At 66.8% G+C, this 16,257-nt stretch carries 19 protein-coding genes; 3 read left to right on the top strand and 16 right to left on the bottom strand.

Annotated features, from left to right (window positions below; genetic code table 11):
• Window positions 1–38: 38 nt before the first annotated feature.
• Window positions 39–638 (top strand): short chain dehydrogenase, encoded by a 600-nt coding sequence (locus IB275_RS07345; protein WP_192289544.1) that lies wholly within the window; start codon window positions 39–41, stop codon window positions 636–638.
• Window positions 639–727: 89 nt separating this feature from the next.
• Here the strand turns inward: IB275_RS07345 and IB275_RS07340 are convergent, their stop codons facing one another.
• On the bottom strand, window positions 728–1,126 hold the full coding sequence (locus IB275_RS07340) for a DUF488 domain-containing protein (RefSeq protein WP_192289546.1): 399 nt from the start codon (window positions 1,124–1,126) through the stop codon (window positions 728–730).
• A gap of 76 nt (window positions 1,127–1,202) precedes the next feature.
• On the opposite strand from IB275_RS07340, the gene IB275_RS07335 reads away from it, so the two are divergent.
• Window positions 1,203–1,871, top strand: coding sequence for a COG3650 family protein (locus tag IB275_RS07335; protein ID WP_192289548.1), 669 nt, complete (start codon window positions 1,203–1,205; stop codon window positions 1,869–1,871).
• A gap of 68 nt (window positions 1,872–1,939) precedes the next feature.
• Here the strand turns inward: IB275_RS07335 and IB275_RS07330 are convergent, their stop codons facing one another.
• From IB275_RS07330 to IB275_RS07280, 11 genes are all read right to left on the bottom strand, one after another.
• The gene (locus IB275_RS07330; RefSeq protein ID WP_081517755.1) at window positions 1,940–2,191 is read right to left on the bottom strand and encodes a hypothetical protein; all 252 of its coding nucleotides are present in this window, start codon (window positions 2,189–2,191) and stop codon (window positions 1,940–1,942) included.
• A 14-nt stretch (window positions 2,192–2,205) separates the two neighbouring features.
• Window positions 2,206–2,895, bottom strand: a complete 690-nt coding sequence (locus IB275_RS07325) for an aspartate/glutamate racemase family protein (protein WP_192289550.1) — start codon at window positions 2,893–2,895, stop codon at window positions 2,206–2,208.
• A gap of 16 nt (window positions 2,896–2,911) precedes the next feature.
• On the bottom strand, window positions 2,912–4,012 hold the full coding sequence (locus IB275_RS07320; RefSeq protein ID WP_192210072.1) for a PLP-dependent cysteine synthase family protein: 1,101 nt from the start codon (window positions 4,010–4,012) through the stop codon (window positions 2,912–2,914).
• A 38-nt stretch (window positions 4,013–4,050) separates the two neighbouring features.
• Complete coding sequence (locus IB275_RS07315) at window positions 4,051–4,911, bottom strand: EamA family transporter (protein ID WP_494514436.1); 861 nt, start codon at window positions 4,909–4,911, stop codon at window positions 4,051–4,053.
• 149 nt (window positions 4,912–5,060) lie between these two features.
• A complete protein-coding gene (locus IB275_RS07310; protein WP_192289554.1) occupies window positions 5,061–5,396 on the bottom strand; it encodes a Na+/H+ antiporter subunit G in 336 nt (111 codons plus the stop codon).
• A complete protein-coding gene (locus IB275_RS07305; protein WP_081517750.1) occupies window positions 5,393–5,662 on the bottom strand; it encodes a K+/H+ antiporter subunit F in 270 nt (89 codons plus the stop codon). The genes IB275_RS07310 and IB275_RS07305 overlap by 4 nt, the downstream gene beginning before the upstream one ends.
• The gene (locus IB275_RS07300) at window positions 5,647–6,147 is read right to left on the bottom strand and encodes a Na+/H+ antiporter subunit E (protein ID WP_192289556.1); all 501 of its coding nucleotides are present in this window, start codon (window positions 6,145–6,147) and stop codon (window positions 5,647–5,649) included. Before IB275_RS07300 ends, IB275_RS07305 begins: the two co-directional genes overlap by 16 nt.
• Window positions 6,144–7,640 (bottom strand): monovalent cation/H+ antiporter subunit D, encoded by a 1,497-nt coding sequence (locus tag IB275_RS07295; protein ID WP_192289558.1) that lies wholly within the window; start codon window positions 7,638–7,640, stop codon window positions 6,144–6,146. Before IB275_RS07295 ends, IB275_RS07300 begins: the two co-directional genes overlap by 4 nt.
• Window positions 7,637–7,969 (bottom strand): Na+/H+ antiporter subunit C, encoded by a 333-nt coding sequence (locus IB275_RS07290; protein WP_192289560.1) that lies wholly within the window; start codon window positions 7,967–7,969, stop codon window positions 7,637–7,639. The genes IB275_RS07295 and IB275_RS07290 overlap by 4 nt, the downstream gene beginning before the upstream one ends.
• On the bottom strand, window positions 7,969–10,767 hold the full coding sequence (locus tag IB275_RS07285; RefSeq protein WP_192289562.1) for a monovalent cation/H+ antiporter subunit A: 2,799 nt from the start codon (window positions 10,765–10,767) through the stop codon (window positions 7,969–7,971). Before IB275_RS07285 ends, IB275_RS07290 begins: the two co-directional genes overlap by 1 nt.
• 259 nt (window positions 10,768–11,026) lie before the next feature.
• A complete protein-coding gene (locus IB275_RS07280) occupies window positions 11,027–11,491 on the bottom strand; it encodes an outer membrane lipoprotein (RefSeq protein WP_045209875.1) in 465 nt (154 codons plus the stop codon).
• Between the two features lie 195 nt (window positions 11,492–11,686).
• On the opposite strand from IB275_RS07280, the gene IB275_RS07275 reads away from it, so the two are divergent.
• Window positions 11,687–11,923, top strand: coding sequence for a hypothetical protein (locus IB275_RS07275; protein WP_192289564.1), 237 nt, complete (start codon window positions 11,687–11,689; stop codon window positions 11,921–11,923).
• Here IB275_RS07275 and IB275_RS07270 read toward each other — a convergent pair.
• The 4 genes from IB275_RS07270 to IB275_RS07255 all read right to left on the bottom strand — a co-directional run bounded on the left by IB275_RS07270 (window position 11,908) and on the right by IB275_RS07255 (window position 16,178).
• The gene (locus IB275_RS07270; protein WP_192289566.1) at window positions 11,908–13,047 is read right to left on the bottom strand and encodes a glycerate kinase; all 1,140 of its coding nucleotides are present in this window, start codon (window positions 13,045–13,047) and stop codon (window positions 11,908–11,910) included. The two genes, IB275_RS07275 and IB275_RS07270, sit on opposite strands and share 16 nt — an antisense overlap.
• A gap of 172 nt (window positions 13,048–13,219) precedes the next feature.
• On the bottom strand, window positions 13,220–13,867 hold the full coding sequence (gene pdxH / locus IB275_RS07265) for a pyridoxamine 5'-phosphate oxidase (RefSeq protein ID WP_192289568.1): 648 nt from the start codon (window positions 13,865–13,867) through the stop codon (window positions 13,220–13,222).
• Window positions 13,868–13,975: 108 nt separating this feature from the next.
• Complete coding sequence (locus tag IB275_RS07260; protein ID WP_192289570.1) at window positions 13,976–14,788, bottom strand: OmpA family protein; 813 nt, start codon at window positions 14,786–14,788, stop codon at window positions 13,976–13,978.
• Window positions 14,789–15,032: 244 nt separating this feature from the next.
• The gene (locus tag IB275_RS07255; protein ID WP_192289572.1) at window positions 15,033–16,178 is read right to left on the bottom strand and encodes a serine hydrolase domain-containing protein; all 1,146 of its coding nucleotides are present in this window, start codon (window positions 16,176–16,178) and stop codon (window positions 15,033–15,035) included.
• Window positions 16,179–16,257 lie beyond the last annotated feature (79 nt).

Below are 16,257 nucleotides of genomic sequence, written 5' to 3'. Positions count from 1 at the left end.
TCTGAAGCCGTCTTCAGCCAAATCCCTTCGGAGCCTTCATGAAAATCATCTTGATCGGTGCCAGCGGCACCCTCGGCCAGGCCGTCGCCAACGAACTGGGCCAGCGCCACGAAATCATCCGCGTCGGCCGCAGCAGCGGCGACTATCGCGTGGACATCACCGACAGCGCCTCGATCCGCACACTGTTCGAACAGGTCGGAGGCTTCGATGCGCTGATCAGCGCCGCCGGCAAGGTGCATTTCGGCGCGCTTGCGGAAATGGGCGAGGCGGAAATGGCCGTGGGACTGAAGGACAAACTGATGGGCCAGGTGAACCTTGTGCTGATCGGCAGCCAGTATGCCAACGACGGCGCCTCCTTCACCCTCACCACCGGTATCCTCAGCGAACAGCCCATCGTGCTGGGCAGTTCGGCCAGCCTGGTCAACGGTGCGGTCGAGGGCTTCGTGCGCAGCGCTGCCCTGGAACTGCCGCGCGGCCAGCGGATCAACGCGGTGAGCCCGAACGTGCTGGTGGAATCGATGGAAGGCTACGGCCCGTTCTTCCGCGGCTTCAAGCCGGTGCCGGCCGCCGACGCCGCGCTGGGCTTCGCCCGCAGTGTGGAAGGCAAGCAGAGCGGGCAGGTGTACAAGATCTGGTAACGGGACGCCCTCGTAGGGCGGATAACCTGGAGCAGGTTATCCGCCCTACGACTCCGGTGACGATTTCGCTTGGCTCGCGAGCAAGCCCCCTACTCGGTCTTGCCGGCATAGCAGACCGGGGAACTGCCCTCGCCCTGCTTCTCCAGCTCGTCTTCCAGAAACTCCGCCAGCACCTGCGCGTTGTTGTGTTCCTCGTCCTTGGCCGCATAGAGCAGCGTCAGCGGGCCCTTGCGTGCCAGGTCCAGCAGACCCATCCAGTGTTCCGGATGGGCATTCAGCTCGCTGTGGTAAGCCTTGCGGAAGTCCTCGAACAAGCTCGGATCGTGGTGGAAGCGCTGGCGCAGTTCGTTGGACGGCGACGCCTCCTTGGCCCACTGTTCCATGTGCAGGTCTTCCTTGCGAATCCCCCGCGGCCACAGGCGGTCCACCAGCACTCGCGGGCCGTCTTCCTTCGCCGCCGGTTCATAGGCGCGCTTGCAACGAATCATCCGAAATCCTCCGTGTCAGCTTGAGGTGGCCGGCTTCGCTGGGTAACGTGGGCGCACTTTCGAGGGAGCCCGTTCCATGCGATCCAGCCGTTTCATTCTGTTCAGCCTGCTGCCCCTGTTCGCCGCCTGCCAGGTGTGGACGCCGAACAAGACCGATCTTAACGCCTCCACTCGCCTGCAGGGCGAACTGACCCGCCAGGACGGCAAGCTGGTGTTCCGCAGCTGCACCGAGCAACGCCGCTTCAGTATCGAGGACACCGGCAATACCGGCCTGCCCCGCGATGCGCTGGAAATGTTCAACGACGGCGCGACCTCGCTGTACGCCGACCTGCGCGGCAGCTTCAGCGGCAGCAGCGCCCAGGGCACCGACGGCAAGCTGGAAGTGGCCAAGGTCTATCGCCTGCAGAACGAAGGTTCCGGCTGCGACGACCCGAACTTCAAGCACGCGGTGGTCCGCGCCCACGGCAACGAGCCGGGCTGGAGCGTGCTGGTGAACAGCCAGGGCATGTTGATCGAGCAGCCGGGCAAGGAGTCGCTGGCGCTGCCGTACATCGCCGAAGGCGTGCCTGACGGCAGCACCAGTTATTCCAGCGAGGCCAACGGCGAGAAGGTCGAGCTGTGGGTCGCTCCGGCACGCTGCCAGGACAGCATGAGCGGCGCACTGAGCAACCTGTCCGCCGAGCTGCGCCTGGACAACAAGGTCATGCGCGGCTGCGCCTATCCGGGCGGCTCCAGCGGCGACTGATCGCCGCCGGTGAGGCTCAGACCGCAGGGCGGATAACGCTGGCTCGTTATGCGCCCGACAGAGCGGCGTCAGACCAGTAAACCCGCCGCCACCAGCCGCGCCTTCAGCACGGCGAATTCCCCGTCGTATTCCCAGTACGCCAGCCGGCCATCGCTGGCGGTCACCAGCACGTACTTCTCGCTGATCGACTGGATGCGCTCGATGCGCACCAGCTTCTCGACGAAGTCCGGGTCCGCGACCTGCTCGATCACCTCGCGGTTCTGCTCGTCGTAGCCGTGCATGATGAACGCCGCACGCACCCTCAGGCTGATGAAGCTCATGCTGTGAGTTCTCCTCAAATGGCCGCGTCGGCCGCGTGCAGGGCATGCAGTGCCGTGGTGTCGAACAGCGGCACCGAGGCATCCGCCGGACCGACCAGCAGGGAAATCTCCGTGCAGCCGAGGATCACCGCCTCCGCGCCCTGCTCCACCAGCGCAGCGATGATGCGCCGGTACTCTTCCCGCGACTCGTCGCGAATCCGCCCCAGGCACAGCTCCTCGTAGATGATCCGGTGCACCACCTGGCGCTCGGCTTCGTTCGGCGTCAGTACCTTCAGCCCGAACTTCTCCACCAGGCGATCCTTGTAGAACGCCTGCTCCATGGTGAAGCGCGTGCCCAGCAGGCCGACCGTGGAAACACCCGCCGCGCGGATCGCCTCGGCCGTCGGATCGGCAATGTGCAGCAGCGGGATATCCACCGCCGCCTCGATGGCCGGCGCCACCTTGTGCATGGTGTTGGTACAGAGCACGAGGAAGTCCGCGCCTGCCGCCTTCAGCGAACGGGCCGCGTCAGCCAGCACACGGCCGGCGGCGTCCCAGTCACCGGCATGCTGCAGGCGCTCGATCTCGTGGAAGTCCACGCTGTACAGCGCGACCTTCGCCGAGTGCAGACCGCCCAGGCGCTCCTTGATGCGTTCGTTGATCTGCCGGTAGTAGGGGATCGTCGATTCCCAGCTCATGCCGCCGATCAGGCCGATGGTTTTCATGCGTCCCTCCATGGGATCAGTCCAGCCCGATGCAGGGCAGATCGCCGGGCAGCGCCGCGCCGTGCTCGGCGCACTGACGCACGGCCTCGATCAGCGGGTCGAGGTCGAAGCCCTGGGAAATCAGCCACAGCGGGTTGTAGTAGGTGGTCTCGTAGCGCTCGCCGCTGTCGCAGAGGATCGCCACCACCGAGCCGCTCTCGCGCCGCGCCACCATCTGCCGCGCCACCAGCAGCGCGCCGATCAGGTTGGTGCCGCTGGAGCCGCCGACATGCCGGCCCAGGCGCCGGGCCAGGTAGTGCATGGCCGCCAGCGACAGGTCGTCCGGCACCTTGCAGCAGGCGTCGAGCACGTTGGGCAGGAAGGACGCTTCCACACGGGGGCGGCCAATGCCTTCGATGCGCGAGCCGTAGCTCAGGGTCAGGTCGCGGTCACCGGTCTTGTAAGACTCGAAGAACACCGAGCGTTCGGCGTCGGCGCAGAGCACGCGGGTGTCATGCCGGCGATAACGGGCGAAGCGCCCCAGGGTCGCCAGGGTGCCGCCGGTGCCGGGGCTGGAGACCAGCCACGAAGGCTCGGGGAAGCGCTCGTGACGCATCTGCTGGAAGATCGACTCGGCGATGTTGTTGTTCGCCCGCCAGTCGGTGGCGCGCTCGGCGTAGGTGAACTGGTCCATGAAGTGGCCGCCGGTTTCCTTCGCCAGGCGCTCGGACTCGGCGTAGATCTGCGTCGGGTCATCGACCAGATGCGCCTGGCCGCCGTAGAAGGCGATCTGCGCGATCTTCTCCTTCGAGGTGCTGGCCGGCACCACGGCAATGAAGGGCAGGCCGAGCAGTCGCGCGAAGTACGCCTCGGAGATCGCCGTCGAGCCGCTGGACGCCTCGATCACTGGCGCGCCCGGCTTCAGCCAGCCATTGCACAGCGCATAGAGGAACAACGAGCGTGCCAGGCGGTGCTTGAGGCTGCCGGTGGGGTGGCTCGACTCGTCCTTGAAGTACAGGTCCACGCCCGGCAGGCCGGGCATGTCCAGGGGGATCAGGTGGGTATCGGCGCTGCGCTGGAAATCCGCCTCGATGATGCGGATCGCCTCACGGGTCCAGTTGCGTTCCTGGGTGGCCATCGTGTCGTTCTCCTGGCAGGGCAAGCGGTTCAATGGGTTCAGTCCAGCACACCGGCGGGCGATGTGGGCGGCGCACTGCGCCACTGGCTGAAGGCGACGCCGATGAACACCAGGCCCGCGGCCAGCGCCTGCTGGCCGCTGAGCACCTCGCCCAGCAGCAGCGCGGCGAAGATCAGGGTGAACACGGGGATCAGGTTGATGAAGCCGGTCGCCTGGCTCGCCGGCAGGCGGCTGACGCCGAAGTTGTACAAGCCATAGGCACCAACGGTGACCACGCTGCCCAGGTAGACCAGGGCGAACCAGCCGGTCGGGCCGGGCGCCGGCGGCAGGCCGGAGGTCGCCAGCGCCAGCGGCAGGAAGAACAGCGAGCCGATGAATGCCTGCATCGCGGTGAGGATAAAGGGCGAGTAGCGCGCCGACAGGTGCTTGAGCAACAGGGTGTAGCCGGTGGCGCAGAGCATTGCCACCAACTCGTAGAAATTACCCAGCAGCGGGTTGGGCGCATGGCGGTCCGGCTCACTGGCCAGCGTCAGCCAGAGCGAGCCAAGCACCGCCAGGGCGAAGCCCAGCCAGGTGTTGCGGGCGATCTTCTCATGCAGCAGGAAGAACGCGCCGACCGCCACCAGCAGGGGCAACAGCGCGGTGATCATCCCGGCTTGCGCAGCGCTGGTCTGCTGCAGCGCCAGGGACTCGAAGATGAAGTACAGGCAGGGCTCGCAGGCGGCCAGCGCGAGCAGCCACTTCCAGTCGCCGGGGCGGTAGTCGATGCGTCCGCGCCAGCGCCAGGCGGCGAGGAAGATCAGGCTGCCCAGCGCCATACGGGCGAAGATCACCCACATGGCCGGCATTTCCTGGAAGGCGAACTTCAGTGCGATGAAGGAACTGCCCCAGAGCGCCATGGCCAGCACCAGGCACGTGAGGGCGAACGGCCGGGATTGCTGCACGGGACGCTCCAGTCAAAAGGTCCCCGGAGTATAGGAGGCGCGCACCGGCGGCCGACAGGTACAGAATCGTGGCGAAACTGTATGGGCGATCCGATGTTTCCGGATCAGTCCCAGGGCTTGCCCTTGGTTCCCCGCTCCACCGGCACGCGCTGCTGCATCGCCGCCTTGGCCAGCAGGTGCGCGCTCACCGGCGCGGTGATGAAGAGGAACACAGTGATCAGGATCTCATGCAGGCTGACACCCTCGCCGCGCGTGCTGAAGTACAGCAGCGAGGCCAGCACCACGCCGCCCACGCCCAGGGTCGAAGCCTTGGTTGGCGCGTGCAGGCGCGTGTAGAAGTCCGGCAGGCGGTACAGGCCGATGGCGCCAAGTAGCGCAAACAGGCTTCCCGCCAGCAGCAGCACGCAGACCAGCGCTTCCACGATCATTTCGCCATTCATTCGATGATGTCTCCGCGCAGCAGGAACTTGCACAGGGCCACGGTGCTGACGAAGCCCATCACCGCGATCAGCAGGGCCGCCTCGAAGTACAGGCCGCTGCCTTTCCAGATACCGAACAGCACGATCAGCGCGATGGCTTCCACCGACAGGGTGTCCAGCGCGAGGATGCGGTCCGCCACCGACGGCCCGCGAACCAGTCGCACCACGGTGAGCAGCACGGCGATACCCAGCAGCGCCAGGCAGATCGGGATCACGATACCGAGCATGCGAACACCTCCTTCAGCGGCGCCTCGTAGCGCGCCTTGATGTCCGCCACCAGCGCCTGCGGGTCCGGCACGTCGATGCCGTGGACCAGCAGCGTGCGGCGATCGGCGGAGAGGTCGGCCGAACAGGTGCCCGGGGTCAGGGTGATGACGCTGGCGAGGATGCTGATGGCCAGATCATCGGTCAGCTCCAGGGGAATCTCGACGAAGCCCGGCTGCAGCCTCGCTTTCGGCCCCAGCACCAGTTTCGCCACCTGCAGGTTGGCGACCACGATGTCGTAGAGCACCAGTCCGATGAAGCGCAGCAGCAAGCCCGGCCGCTGGATACGCGGCGCGGCCAGCAGCAGGTTGCGGCACAGCAGCGGGATGCTCAGGCCGAGGAAGGCGCCGAGCAGCCAGTGGCCGAGGGAGAAGTCGTTGACCAGCAGCAGCCAGCTCAGCAGGAGCACGCCGCTGAGCAGCGGGTGCGGAAGGATGCGCCGGATCATGCGCCACCTCCCAGCAGGATCGCCTGACGGTAGAGCCCGGCGTTCAGTAGCTGCACGGCCGTGGCCTGTGCATAAGTGATCAGCGGCCGCGCGGCGACCACCATCAGCGGTGCGCTGGCCAGCAGGCCGAAGCACGCCAACATCTTCACCGGCTCCCGATTGGCGCTGCCCAGCACACTCAGGCCGGTGCGCCAGAACAGCGTGCTGCCGGCGCGACTGAGCGCGACGATGGTGACCAGCCCGCTGACCAGCACCACGCTCCACAGCGCGAAGGCCTCACTGCCCCCGCTGACCGAGCGCAACAGCATCAGCTTGCCGAGGAAGCCCGACAGCGGCGGCAGGCCGGCAACGGCAATGGCGCCGAAGAAGAACGCGCCACCGAGCAGATGCGGTTGCAACAGCGCCGGGCCCTGCACCAGTCGGCCGCCCTTCTCACCGCGCTGGCGGGCAATCAGGTCGGCCAGCAGGAACAGGCCGCCAGCCACCCAGATGCTGTGCAGCAGGTAGTAGAGCGCGGCGGACAGCGCCTCCGGTGTGCCCAACGCGATAGCTGCCAGCAGCGTGCCAGCGGAGACCACCACCAGGTAGGACAGCAGGCCTTGCAGTGTGGTCGCCGCCAGCGCGCCCAGCGCACCGGCGACTATCCCGGCCAGCGCCAGCGGCCACAGCCAGGTTTGCGCGAGGTTCGCCAGCTCGCCGGCCTGCTCGCCGAAGATCAGCGTGTAGACCCGCAGGATCGAGTAGATGCCCACCTTGGTCATGATCGAGAACAACGCCGCCACCGGCGCGCTGGCCTCGGCATAGGCTTTGGGCAGCCAGAAGTACAGCGGCAGCAGCGCCGCCTTCAGGCCGAACACCACCAGCAGCAGCAACGCCGCCGCCCGCACCAGCGGCGCCTGCTCGGCGCTCAGCTGGGCCACGCGCTCGGCCATGTGCGCCATGTTCAGGGTGCCGGTGATGCCGTAGAGCGTGCCCACCGCGAGGAGGAAGAACGCCGAGCCGACGAGATTGAGCACCACGTAATGCACACCCGCGCGCACCCGCCCTGCCCCGCCGCCATGCAGCAGCAGCGCGTAGGAGGCGATCAGCAGGATCTCGAAGAACACGAACAGGTTGAACAGGTCACCGGTGAGGAATGCCCCGTTCAGACCCAGCAACTGGAACTGGAACAGCGCATGGAAGCGCTTGCCGCGCCGGTCATCCCCGCGCACCGCGTAGATCAGCGACAGGCTGGCGAGCAGCGCGGTGGCAGCGATCATCAGCGCGCTGAGGCGGTCCAGCACCAGGATGATGCCGAACGGAGGCTGCCAGTTGCCCAGCGCGTAGAACTGCACCACGCCGCTGTCGGCCTGTTGCAGCAGCACGGCGGAAAGCGGCAGCAGCGCCAGGGTGGCGAGCAGTGACAGGCCGCGCTGCAGGCGCTCGCCCACGAGCAGCAGTGCGCAACCGGCGAACAGTGGCAACAGGACCGGAAGGATCAGCCAGTGGTTCATCGACCGTCCTCCCCTTCGCCGCCATCGACATGATCACCACCGGTATCCGCCAGCCCTCGCAGGGCCAGCACGATGACGAAGGCCGTCATGGCAAAGCCGATGACGATGGCCGTCAGCACCAGCGCCTGGGGGATGGGGTCACCGGCGTTGGCGACCTTGCCGATCACCGCGGGGTCGCCGGCCAGCCGGCCCATGGCGAAGAGGAACAGGTTGACCGCGTAGGACAGCAGGGTCAGCCCCAGCACCACCGGGAAGGTGCGCGCGCGCAGCAGGAGGTAGACGCCGCTGGCGGTCAACAGGCCGAGGGCGATGGCGAACAGCGCTTCCATCAGGGCGCCTCCTTGGACAGCAGCGGCTCCGGCGGTGCAGTGACCGAACCGAGGCCCGAGAGGATCAACAGCGTCGCGCCAACCACAGTGAAGTACACGCCAAGGTCGAAGAGCATGGCCGTGGCCAGTTCGATGTCGCCCACCAGCGGAATGTGGAAGTGACCGAATGCCGAAGTCAGGAACGGGAAGCCGAAGAACCAGGCGCCCAGCCCGGTCAGCCCGGCGATCAGCACGCCGAGGCCGGCGAGACGGCTGTAGTCCAGCGGCAGGCGCGTGCTCACCCAGCGGCTGCCACAGGCGATGTACTGCAGGATCAGCGCCACCGAAGTGATCAGGCCGGCGATGAAGCCGCCGCCCGGCAGGTTGTGGCCGCGCAGGAAGATGAACACCGAGACCAGCAACGCCAGCGGCAGCAGCAGTCGCGACAGCGTGGCGAGGATCGGCGGGAAGCGGTCTTTCGCCCAGGCGCGACCTTCGTCGTCACTCTCGCGGCGCAGCAGGCGAAGGCCGTCGAGCAGTGCGAAGATGCCGACGGCGGCAATCGCCAGCACGGTGATCTCACCGAGGGTATCGAAGCCGCGGAAGTCCACCAGGATCACGTTCACCACGTTGTGCCCGCCGCCACCGGCGACGCTGTTTTCCAGGTAGTAGCCGGCAATGCTGTCGTAGGGGCGCGTGAGCACGGCATAGGTCAGCAGCGTTACCATCACGCCGGCACCAATGGCGATCACGAAATCGCGCAGGCGGCGCAGGCTGCTGGAGGTCTTCGGCGTGCGTGCCGGCAGGTAGTACAACGCCAGCATCAGCAGGACCATGGTCACCACTTCCACCGACAGCTGGGTCAGCGCCAGGTCCGGCGCGGCGAAGCGGGCGAAGGCCAGCGCCACCAGCAACCCGGCGATGCTGAGGATCACCAGCGCGGTCAGGCGCTGGCGATGGAACCAGACGGTGAGCGGCCCGGCGATGGCCAGCAGGATCAGCCCCAGCGCGGTGATACCATCCAGCGGCGTAAGCGCCCGATCACCGGCAATGCCCGGCAGCGGCGCGAGACCGGCGAACACCACCACCACAGCGGCCAGCACCAGCAGCATGGCGTAGCGCTGCTGCGAGCCGTTCTCCAGGTAGCCAGTCACTCGGGTGGCAAAGCGCACCACACGCTGCACCTGCTGCTCGAACACCAGTTTGGCGTCCATCGCCGGCAGCCCGGCGTACCAGTCGAACAGCGGCTTGCGCAGCACGTAGAGCAGCACGCCGCCGGCAGTGGCGACGAAGCTCATTGCCAGCGGCGCATTGAAGCCGTGCCAGATTGCCAGGCTGTACTCGGGCAGCGCGCCATTCAGGCTCGATGCGGCGGCACCGGCCAGCAGCGGGCCGACGATAACCCCCGGCATGACGCCCACCAGCAGGCAGATCAGCACGAGGATTTCCACCGGCACCTTCATATAGCGCGGCGGCTCGTGGGGATGCGGGTTAGGCAGGTTGATCGGCTCGCCGTTGAAGAACACGTCGTGGATGAAGCGTACCGAGTAACTCACCGAGAACAGCGCGCCCACGGTCGCCAGCGCAGGAATCACCCAGTTGAAGCTGCCCATCATGTTCTGCGCCAGGGTCTCGCCGAAGAACATTTCCTTGCTGAGGAAGCCGTTGAGCAACGGCACGCCGGCCATGGACGCCGACGCCACCATCGCCAGCACGGCGGTATGCGGCATGTACTTCCACATGCCGTTGATGCGCCGCATGTCGCGGCTGCCGGTCTCGTGGTCGATGATCCCGGCAGCCATGAACAGCGAGGCCTTGAAGGTGGCGTGGTTGATGATGTGGAAGATCGCCGCGACGTTGGCCATGGGCGAATCCAGGCCGAACAGCAGGGTGATCAGGCCCAGGTGGCTGATGGTCGAGTAGGCCAGCAGGCCCTTGAGGTCGTTCTGGAACAGCGCCATGAAGGCGCCCATCAGCAGGGTCGCAAGACCCGTCAGGCTGACCAGGTAGAACCACAGGTCGTTGCCCGACAGCAGCGGGTAAAGGCGCGCCAGTAGGAACACGCCGGCCTTCACCATGGTTGCAGAGTGCAGGTAGGCCGACACCGGCGTCGGCGCCGCCATCGCATGGGGCAGCCAGAAGTGGAACGGGAACTGCGCGGATTTGGTGAACACGCCCAGCAGCACCAGGCACAGCGCCAGCGGGAACAGCGGGCTGGCCTGCAGCACCTCGCGCGCGCCGAGCACGGTGGAGAGTTCGAAGCTGCCGACCACATGGCCGATCAGCAGGATGCCGGCGAGTAGCGCCAGGCCGCCACCACCGGTGACCGCCAGGGACATGCGCGCGCCTTTGCGCGCATCCGAGCGATGGCCCCAAAAGCCGATCAGCAGGAACGACGACAGGCTGGTCAGCTCCCAGAACACCAGCATCAGCAGCAGGTTTTCGCTCAACACCACGCCGAGCATGGCGCCCATGAACAGCAGCAGGAAGGCGAAGAAGCGCCCGGCGGGCTCCCGCTCGGACAGGTAATAGCGGGCGTAGAGGATCACCAGCAGACCGATGCCGAGGATCAGCAGGGCGAACAGGAAGCCCAGGCCGTCCAGGCGCAGGCTGAGGTTCAGGCCCAGCTCTGGCAGCCACTCCAGGCGTTGAACTTGAGGGTCGGCGCCCAGCACCGAGCGCTGGCCCAGCAGCAGGAGCAAACCCAGCAGCGGAACCAATCCGGTGGCGGCGGCGCAGGCGGTTCGGCCGAATCGCTCGGCCAGCAGCGGCAGCAATACCCCGAAGAAAGGCAGCGCGATGATCAGCGCCAACGTCATGACCCACTCCTTTTCACCGCCGGACGGCGTTCAGACAGGCAACACCGCGCACACGCGGCCGGCTTGCAAGGACGACGATTATCCATATCTATCGATTACGCGTCATGGATTGAATTATTACGAAATTGCAGACTTGTACCGCCGCCGCAGTGGGTTGCGGCGGATTTTCCTAACCCCCAAACGATAGCGCGCGACAGCCGGGTCGACTGTCGCGCGCTGGGTTTCGCTGGCTGCCACGAACCGGGCAGCCGGTAGCCGGTCAGTGAGCGACGCGGCTGGTACCGTTGACGGTCAGGATGCGTACGCGCTCGCCAACGCGGAACACGGCACCTTCATCGACCTGCTGGACGTAGGCGCGGGTACTGCCGTCGTCTTCGCGGACGGTGATTTCCACACCCTGGGTGCGGGTCAGGCCTTCTTCGGTGGCTGCACCGAGCAGGCCGCCGGCCACGGCACCAATGATGGCGGTGACATAGCTGCCCTTGCCGCCACCGATGGCGCTGCCGCCGATGCCGCCCACGGCGGCGCCGGCAACGGAGCCGATGGGAGTCTTGGTGCCTTCGATCTTCACTGGGCGCAGGGCCTGGATGGTACCCATGCGAACGTTCTGTACGGTACGTGCTTCTTCACGGGTGTAGGTGTCGCCGGTCAGGCTGGACTGGCAACCACCGAGGGTCATGGCCAGGGCCGCGAAAGTCACGGCGATCAGGGCAGTTTTACGCATTAGGGAACCTCCGAGTAGGGCTACGGCTATTAGACTCCGACGGCAGCCCGCCTGTCACGCCAGGTCATGAAACATGCTGATCTCGATTCAGCTTTCGTACAGTTTGTGCCAGATCGTCGGAAAACGCCTGCCCTGGCTCAGTTTTTCGTGCAGCACGATGGGTTAGCCTTGCAGCCGCAGAAGGAGCAGCCGTTCATGGACTATTTCATCATCGTCGTCACCACCGCCGCCGGCCTGTATTTCCACTGGTGGATCTACTGGCGCATCCGCCGCTGGATGGACCGCGACCTGGCGCTGTCGCTGGCCGGCGATGATCCGCAGAAACGTATCTATCTGTTGCAGCGCCTGGCCGATGCCAAGCGCGAGAAAGTGAAACGCCGCGACCTGCCCGACTGGCTGCAGCGCGCCGCCGACGCCTACCGCGAGGCCTGAGCCAGCGACCAGAAGCGCGCCAACGCCTCGGCGCGGTTTTCCAGCTCCTGCGCCGCCCGTGCGCAGGCATCGGCCAGGGTGATGGGCCCCGGCGCCAGGCTGAACGCCGCCTCGATCCCCGCTTCACGCAATTCGGCCAGCCCTTCGCCGACGCTGCCCGCCAGCGCGATCACTGGCACGCCCACGCGCCGGGCGACATGAGCCACGCCCACCGGCGTCTTGCCGTGCAGGCTCTGGCCATCCAGCCGCCCTTCCCCGGTGATGACCAGCGACGCGCCAGCCAGCGACGCCTCCAGCTCCGACAGATCGGCAATCAGCTCGATGCCCGGACGGAAGCGCGCCTTGAGGAAAGCCCGGCAGGCGAAGCCCAGGCCACCCGCGGCACCGACGCCGGGGAACAGGCTGTGATCCTGCCCGAGTGCGAGCGCAGCGACTTCAGCGAAGCGTTTGAGTGCGGCATCCAGCTGCTGCACCTGCGCCGGGTTCGCACCTTTCTGCGGGCCGAAGACGGCCGAGGCGCCGTGGGGGCCGCAAAGGGGATTGTTCACGTCGGCGGCTACTTCGACCTCGACTGAGGCCAGTCGCGGGTCGAGGCTCGACAGGTCGATGCGCTCCAGGTCCGCGAGCCGCGCGCCGCCGGCGCCCAGCTCCTTGCCCTGGCCATCGAGGAAACTCACGCCCAGCGCTTGCAGCAGGCCCAGGCCGCCGTCGTTTGTTGCACTGCCGCCCAGGCCGATAATGATCTTCTTCGCACCCGCATCCAGCGCTTCGCGGATCAGCTCGCCGGTGCCGCGGCTGGTGGTGCGGGTGGCGTCGCGCTGCCCTTCCGGGACCCAGTGCAGGCCACTGGCGGCAGCCATCTCGATCACCGCGGTGGCGCCCTCCAGCCAACCCCAGTGGGCTTTCACGGGCTGCTCCAGCGGGCCGCAGACATCCAGCTCGCGGCGCTCGCCGGGCCGCGCCGCCAGCACCGCGTCCACCGTGCCTTCGCCGCCGTCGGCCATGGGCCGCAGCAGGGCTTCGTCGCCGGGCCGCGCGCGCAGCCAGCCACGGGAAATGGCCTCGGCGACCTCGGGGGCGGAGAGGCTTTCCTTGAAGGAGTCGGGAGCGATGACGACTTTCATGGGGACAGGTCCGTTGTGCGGGAGGATGGAGGGCATCCTACACCGCGCAACAGACAGACATGGTTCTGTAGGAACGAGCTTGCTCGCGAACCGCCTCAGCGAGACCAAGTTCGCGAGCAAGGACTGAGCGGCCCCTCGGTCCTACAAAAAGCGCATCGGCACAACCAGCGAATCAGGGCGCCAGGCGCTCGCGCACCCAGGCTCCATTCTCGTGGCGGTAGTTGAGGCGGTCATGCAGGCGGCTCGGGCGGCCCTGCCAGAACTCGATGCGGCTCGGCAGCAGGCGGAAGCCACCCCAGAAATCCGGGCAGGACGGCGCCGTGTCGGCGAAGCGTTGTTCGGTCTCGGCCAGCAATTGCTCCAGCTCGCCACGGCCGTCGATTACCCGGCTCTGCGGCGATGCCCAGGCGCCCAGACGGCTGCCCAGCGGACGCACACGGTAGTAGGCAGCGGACTCTTCGCTGGAGACCTTCTCGACCCGTCCCTCGATGCGCACCTGGCGTTCCAGGGCCGGCCAGAAGAAGGTCATGGCCGCGCGCGGGTTTTCCCCGAGCTGCTGGCCCTTGGCGCTTTCGTAATTGCTGAAGAAGGTGAAGCCGCGCTCGTCCAGGCCCTTGAGCAGGAGCACGCGGCAGTGCGGCTGGCCGTCGGCGTCCACGGTGGCGAGCATCATCGCGTTGGGCTCGACCGGCAGTTGCTCGGTCTTCACCGCGTCCTCGAACCACCGGTTGAACAGGCTGAACGGTTCGGCGGGCGCCTGGGTCTCGGTCAGTCCGTCACGGGTGTATTCGCGGCGCATATCGGCCAGGGTCTGGGCCATCGGAAATCTCCTGCAGAAGAAGTCCTTAAGCTTATCCAGAGTTGCGCCTTCGCGCTTGATCCACGACAAGCGTCATTCCAGCCGGAATGACGCTTGTTGCACAAGGGATCAGTTGGCCTGGGCGAGTGCCAGCAAGCTGGTGCGCTGGGTCACCAGCACTTCGACGCGGCGGTTCAGCGCGCGGCCTTCGGCGCTGGCGTTGTCGGCGCGCGGCAGGCTGGAGCCTACGCCCTTCAGGCGCAGGCGGTCGGCGCCCAGGCCGCTCAGGCGGAAGATCGAGGACACCGCCTGGGCACGCTGCAGGCTGACCTTGTCGTTGAGCGCCTTGTCGCCCGAGCTGTCGCTATGGCCGAGCACCAGCACGCCGCTTTCCGGATCGTTCTGCAGCATCTTCGCCACGTTGCCCAGCGGCGCCAGGGTGATCGGCAGCAGCAGTTCAGGACGCTTGGGGTTGAAGGAGCCTTCCACCGGCGCGATCAGCACCAGGGCGTTCTCGCGGCGCTCGACGGTGAACTTGCTGCCCGCGACAGCGGCACGCAGGGACTGCTCATGCTGGTCCAGCCATTCCTTGCTGACCTTGGTGTCCTGCGGCTTGGCCGCCTTGTCGGCGCCCGGCTTGCTGTCGCTCACGCCGAACGGCCACCACCAGTGGCCGCCGGGCTGCTGGCTGCCAGCGGCAGCGACCTTGGCCGCTTCGACGGGCTTTTTCTCCGGCGCGGGGGCCGCAACGCTCACTTCCTCGTCACCACCGAAGGGCCACCACCAGTGGCCGGTGCCGGGCTTGGCGGCAGCTGCAGCGCTTTCCGTGGTTTTCGCCGGGTCCTTGGTCTGATCCTGGGACTGGAACTGGCTGCAGGCGGAAAGACCGACGCACAGCGCAAGGGTGGAGACTTTCAGCGAATTCGAGAACAGCAGGTTCATGGGAGCGATTCCATAAAGTCGGAACATGAAGAGAGGCCGGGTGCAGCTGGCAGGCAGCGGCACCCTGACTTCAGCAATCAGCTTAAGAGTTGTACATAACTTACTCAGTTGGAACGAGATTTTAATCCCGAACTGACGAGCGGCGCATAGCTGTGCGCAGGGGAAGGCCGTCGCGGCCAGCGCGCCGGCAATTGCGGACGACCTTAAGAAGGCGCAGCGGGAGGAAGGTTCCTCCCGCTCGTCGTTACAGGCAGTCGCCGGCGAGGCGGGCCAGGCGCTGGGCGCGCGGGTCCATCAGCACATAGGGGCCGAGGGTGTTGACGACGAAACCCAGCGCCAGCTCGCGCTCGGGGTCGGCGAAACCGATGGAGCCGCCGGCGCCCGGATGCCCGAAGGCCTGCGGGCCAAGGCCGTAGGTGGCGTTGGCCACGCTCGGTTGGTCAAGCATGCAACCCAGCCCGAAACGCGTACAGGTCAATAAAGTTCGATCCTCTCCAACGGCATGCTCGCGGGTGAGTTCGGCCAGCAGCGCTTCGTCCAGCAATTTGCCCTGCAGCAGGCCCGTGTAGAAACCGGCCAGCGAGCGCGCATTGCCGTGGCCGTTGGCCGCCGGCTGCGACATGCGCCGCCATTCGGGCTTGTTGGTGCTGGTGAGCACCGAAGGCGGATTGGTGAAGGCGCGGGTGGAGAGCGCGGCGGCGTCGGTCATCATCGTCCGCAACAGGCGTTGCGCAGCGGCGTCCCCCAGGTTGCCCTTGCCCCGCGCGATGTGCGCGACGCGGTGGAACTCGCTGTCATCCAGGCCGATATGGAAATCCAGCCCCAGCGGCTCGGCGGTGCGCGCGATGATGGCGGCGCCCGGCTCGCGACCGTCGACACGACGGATCACCTCGCCGATCAGCCAGCCGTAGGTAATGGGGGCGTAGCCGTGTTCGGCGCCCGGCGTCCACCAGGGCGTCTCGGCGGCCAGTGCGGCGGTCATGCTCGGCCAGTCATACAGCGCCTCGGGCGCCAGCGGCTCGCGGATCGCCGGCAGGCCCGCGCGATGGCAGAGGAGCTGGCGCACGGTGATGCCCTGCTTGCCGGCCTGCTCGAACTCCGGCCAGTAGCGCGCCACCGGGGCGTCCAGCTCCAGGCGGCCCTCGCCCACCAGTTGCAGCGCGGCGACGGCGGCGAAGGTCTTGGTACAGGAGAACAGGTTGAGCAGCGTATCGGCCTGCCAGTCCTGGCCCGGCTCCTTGCCCGCGCTGCCGGCCCAGAGATCGACCACGGTTTCGCCGCCAACCTGGATGCACAGCGCTGCGCCGCGCTCCTGCGGGTCTTCGAACAGGGCACTGAAGGCATCGGCAACGGGGGTGAAGCGCGGATCACAGTGGCCGTTCAGGGTCATCTCAAGCTCCGGAAGTGCACATACTCAGGGACGGAAAGTGCGGAAGACGCCATTGTTTCAGCGCACTCCGCCTCTGGGA

Origin of the sequence: Pseudomonas sp. PDM21 (assembly GCF_014852505.2) — a bacterium.
Classification (GTDB): domain Bacteria; phylum Pseudomonadota; class Gammaproteobacteria; order Pseudomonadales; family Pseudomonadaceae; genus Pseudomonas.
The sequence above is the reverse complement of the archived record's forward strand: the minus strand, read 5'-3'. Positions and strand labels throughout refer to the sequence as shown.

Coding starts and splice junctions, on each gene's coding strand:
- IB275_RS07290 (WP_192289560.1), bottom strand. CDS start 7,969: ATGGAAGCGCTGTTCGCCATCGCCCTCGGCCTGTTGACCGCCAGCGGC.
- IB275_RS07285 (WP_192289562.1), bottom strand. CDS start 10,767: ATGACGTTGGCGCTGATCATCGCGCTGCCTTTCTTCGGGGTATTGCTG.
- IB275_RS07295 (WP_192289558.1), bottom strand. CDS start 7,640: ATGAACCACTGGCTGATCCTTCCGGTCCTGTTGCCACTGTTCGCCGGT.
- IB275_RS07270 (WP_192289566.1), bottom strand. CDS start 13,047: ATGAAAGTCGTCATCGCTCCCGACTCCTTCAAGGAAAGCCTCTCCGCC.
- pdxH (WP_192289568.1), bottom strand. CDS start 13,867: ATGGCCCAGACCCTGGCCGATATGCGCCGCGAATACACCCGTGACGGA.
- IB275_RS07330 (WP_081517755.1), bottom strand. CDS start 2,191: ATGAGCTTCATCAGCCTGAGGGTGCGTGCGGCGTTCATCATGCACGGC.
- IB275_RS07280 (WP_045209875.1), bottom strand. CDS start 11,491: ATGCGTAAAACTGCCCTGATCGCCGTGACTTTCGCGGCCCTGGCCATG.
- IB275_RS07255 (WP_192289572.1), bottom strand. CDS start 16,178: ATGACCCTGAACGGCCACTGTGATCCGCGCTTCACCCCCGTTGCCGAT.
- IB275_RS07325 (WP_192289550.1), bottom strand. CDS start 2,895: ATGAAAACCATCGGCCTGATCGGCGGCATGAGCTGGGAATCGACGATC.
- IB275_RS07335 (WP_192289548.1), top strand. CDS start 1,203: ATGCGATCCAGCCGTTTCATTCTGTTCAGCCTGCTGCCCCTGTTCGCC.
- IB275_RS07345 (WP_192289544.1), top strand. CDS start 39: ATGAAAATCATCTTGATCGGTGCCAGCGGCACCCTCGGCCAGGCCGTC.
- IB275_RS07260 (WP_192289570.1), bottom strand. CDS start 14,788: ATGAACCTGCTGTTCTCGAATTCGCTGAAAGTCTCCACCCTTGCGCTG.
- IB275_RS07275 (WP_192289564.1), top strand. CDS start 11,687: ATGGACTATTTCATCATCGTCGTCACCACCGCCGCCGGCCTGTATTTC.
- IB275_RS07305 (WP_081517750.1), bottom strand. CDS start 5,662: ATGCTCGGTATCGTGATCCCGATCTGCCTGGCGCTGCTGGGTATCGCC.
- IB275_RS07340 (WP_192289546.1), bottom strand. CDS start 1,126: ATGATTCGTTGCAAGCGCGCCTATGAACCGGCGGCGAAGGAAGACGGC.
- IB275_RS07320 (WP_192210072.1), bottom strand. CDS start 4,012: ATGGCCACCCAGGAACGCAACTGGACCCGTGAGGCGATCCGCATCATC.
- IB275_RS07300 (WP_192289556.1), bottom strand. CDS start 6,147: ATGATCCGGCGCATCCTTCCGCACCCGCTGCTCAGCGGCGTGCTCCTG.
- IB275_RS07310 (WP_192289554.1), bottom strand. CDS start 5,396: ATGAATGGCGAAATGATCGTGGAAGCGCTGGTCTGCGTGCTGCTGCTG.
- IB275_RS07315 (WP_494514436.1), bottom strand. CDS start 4,911: ATGGCGCTCTGGGGCAGTTCCTTCATCGCACTGAAGTTCGCCTTCCAG.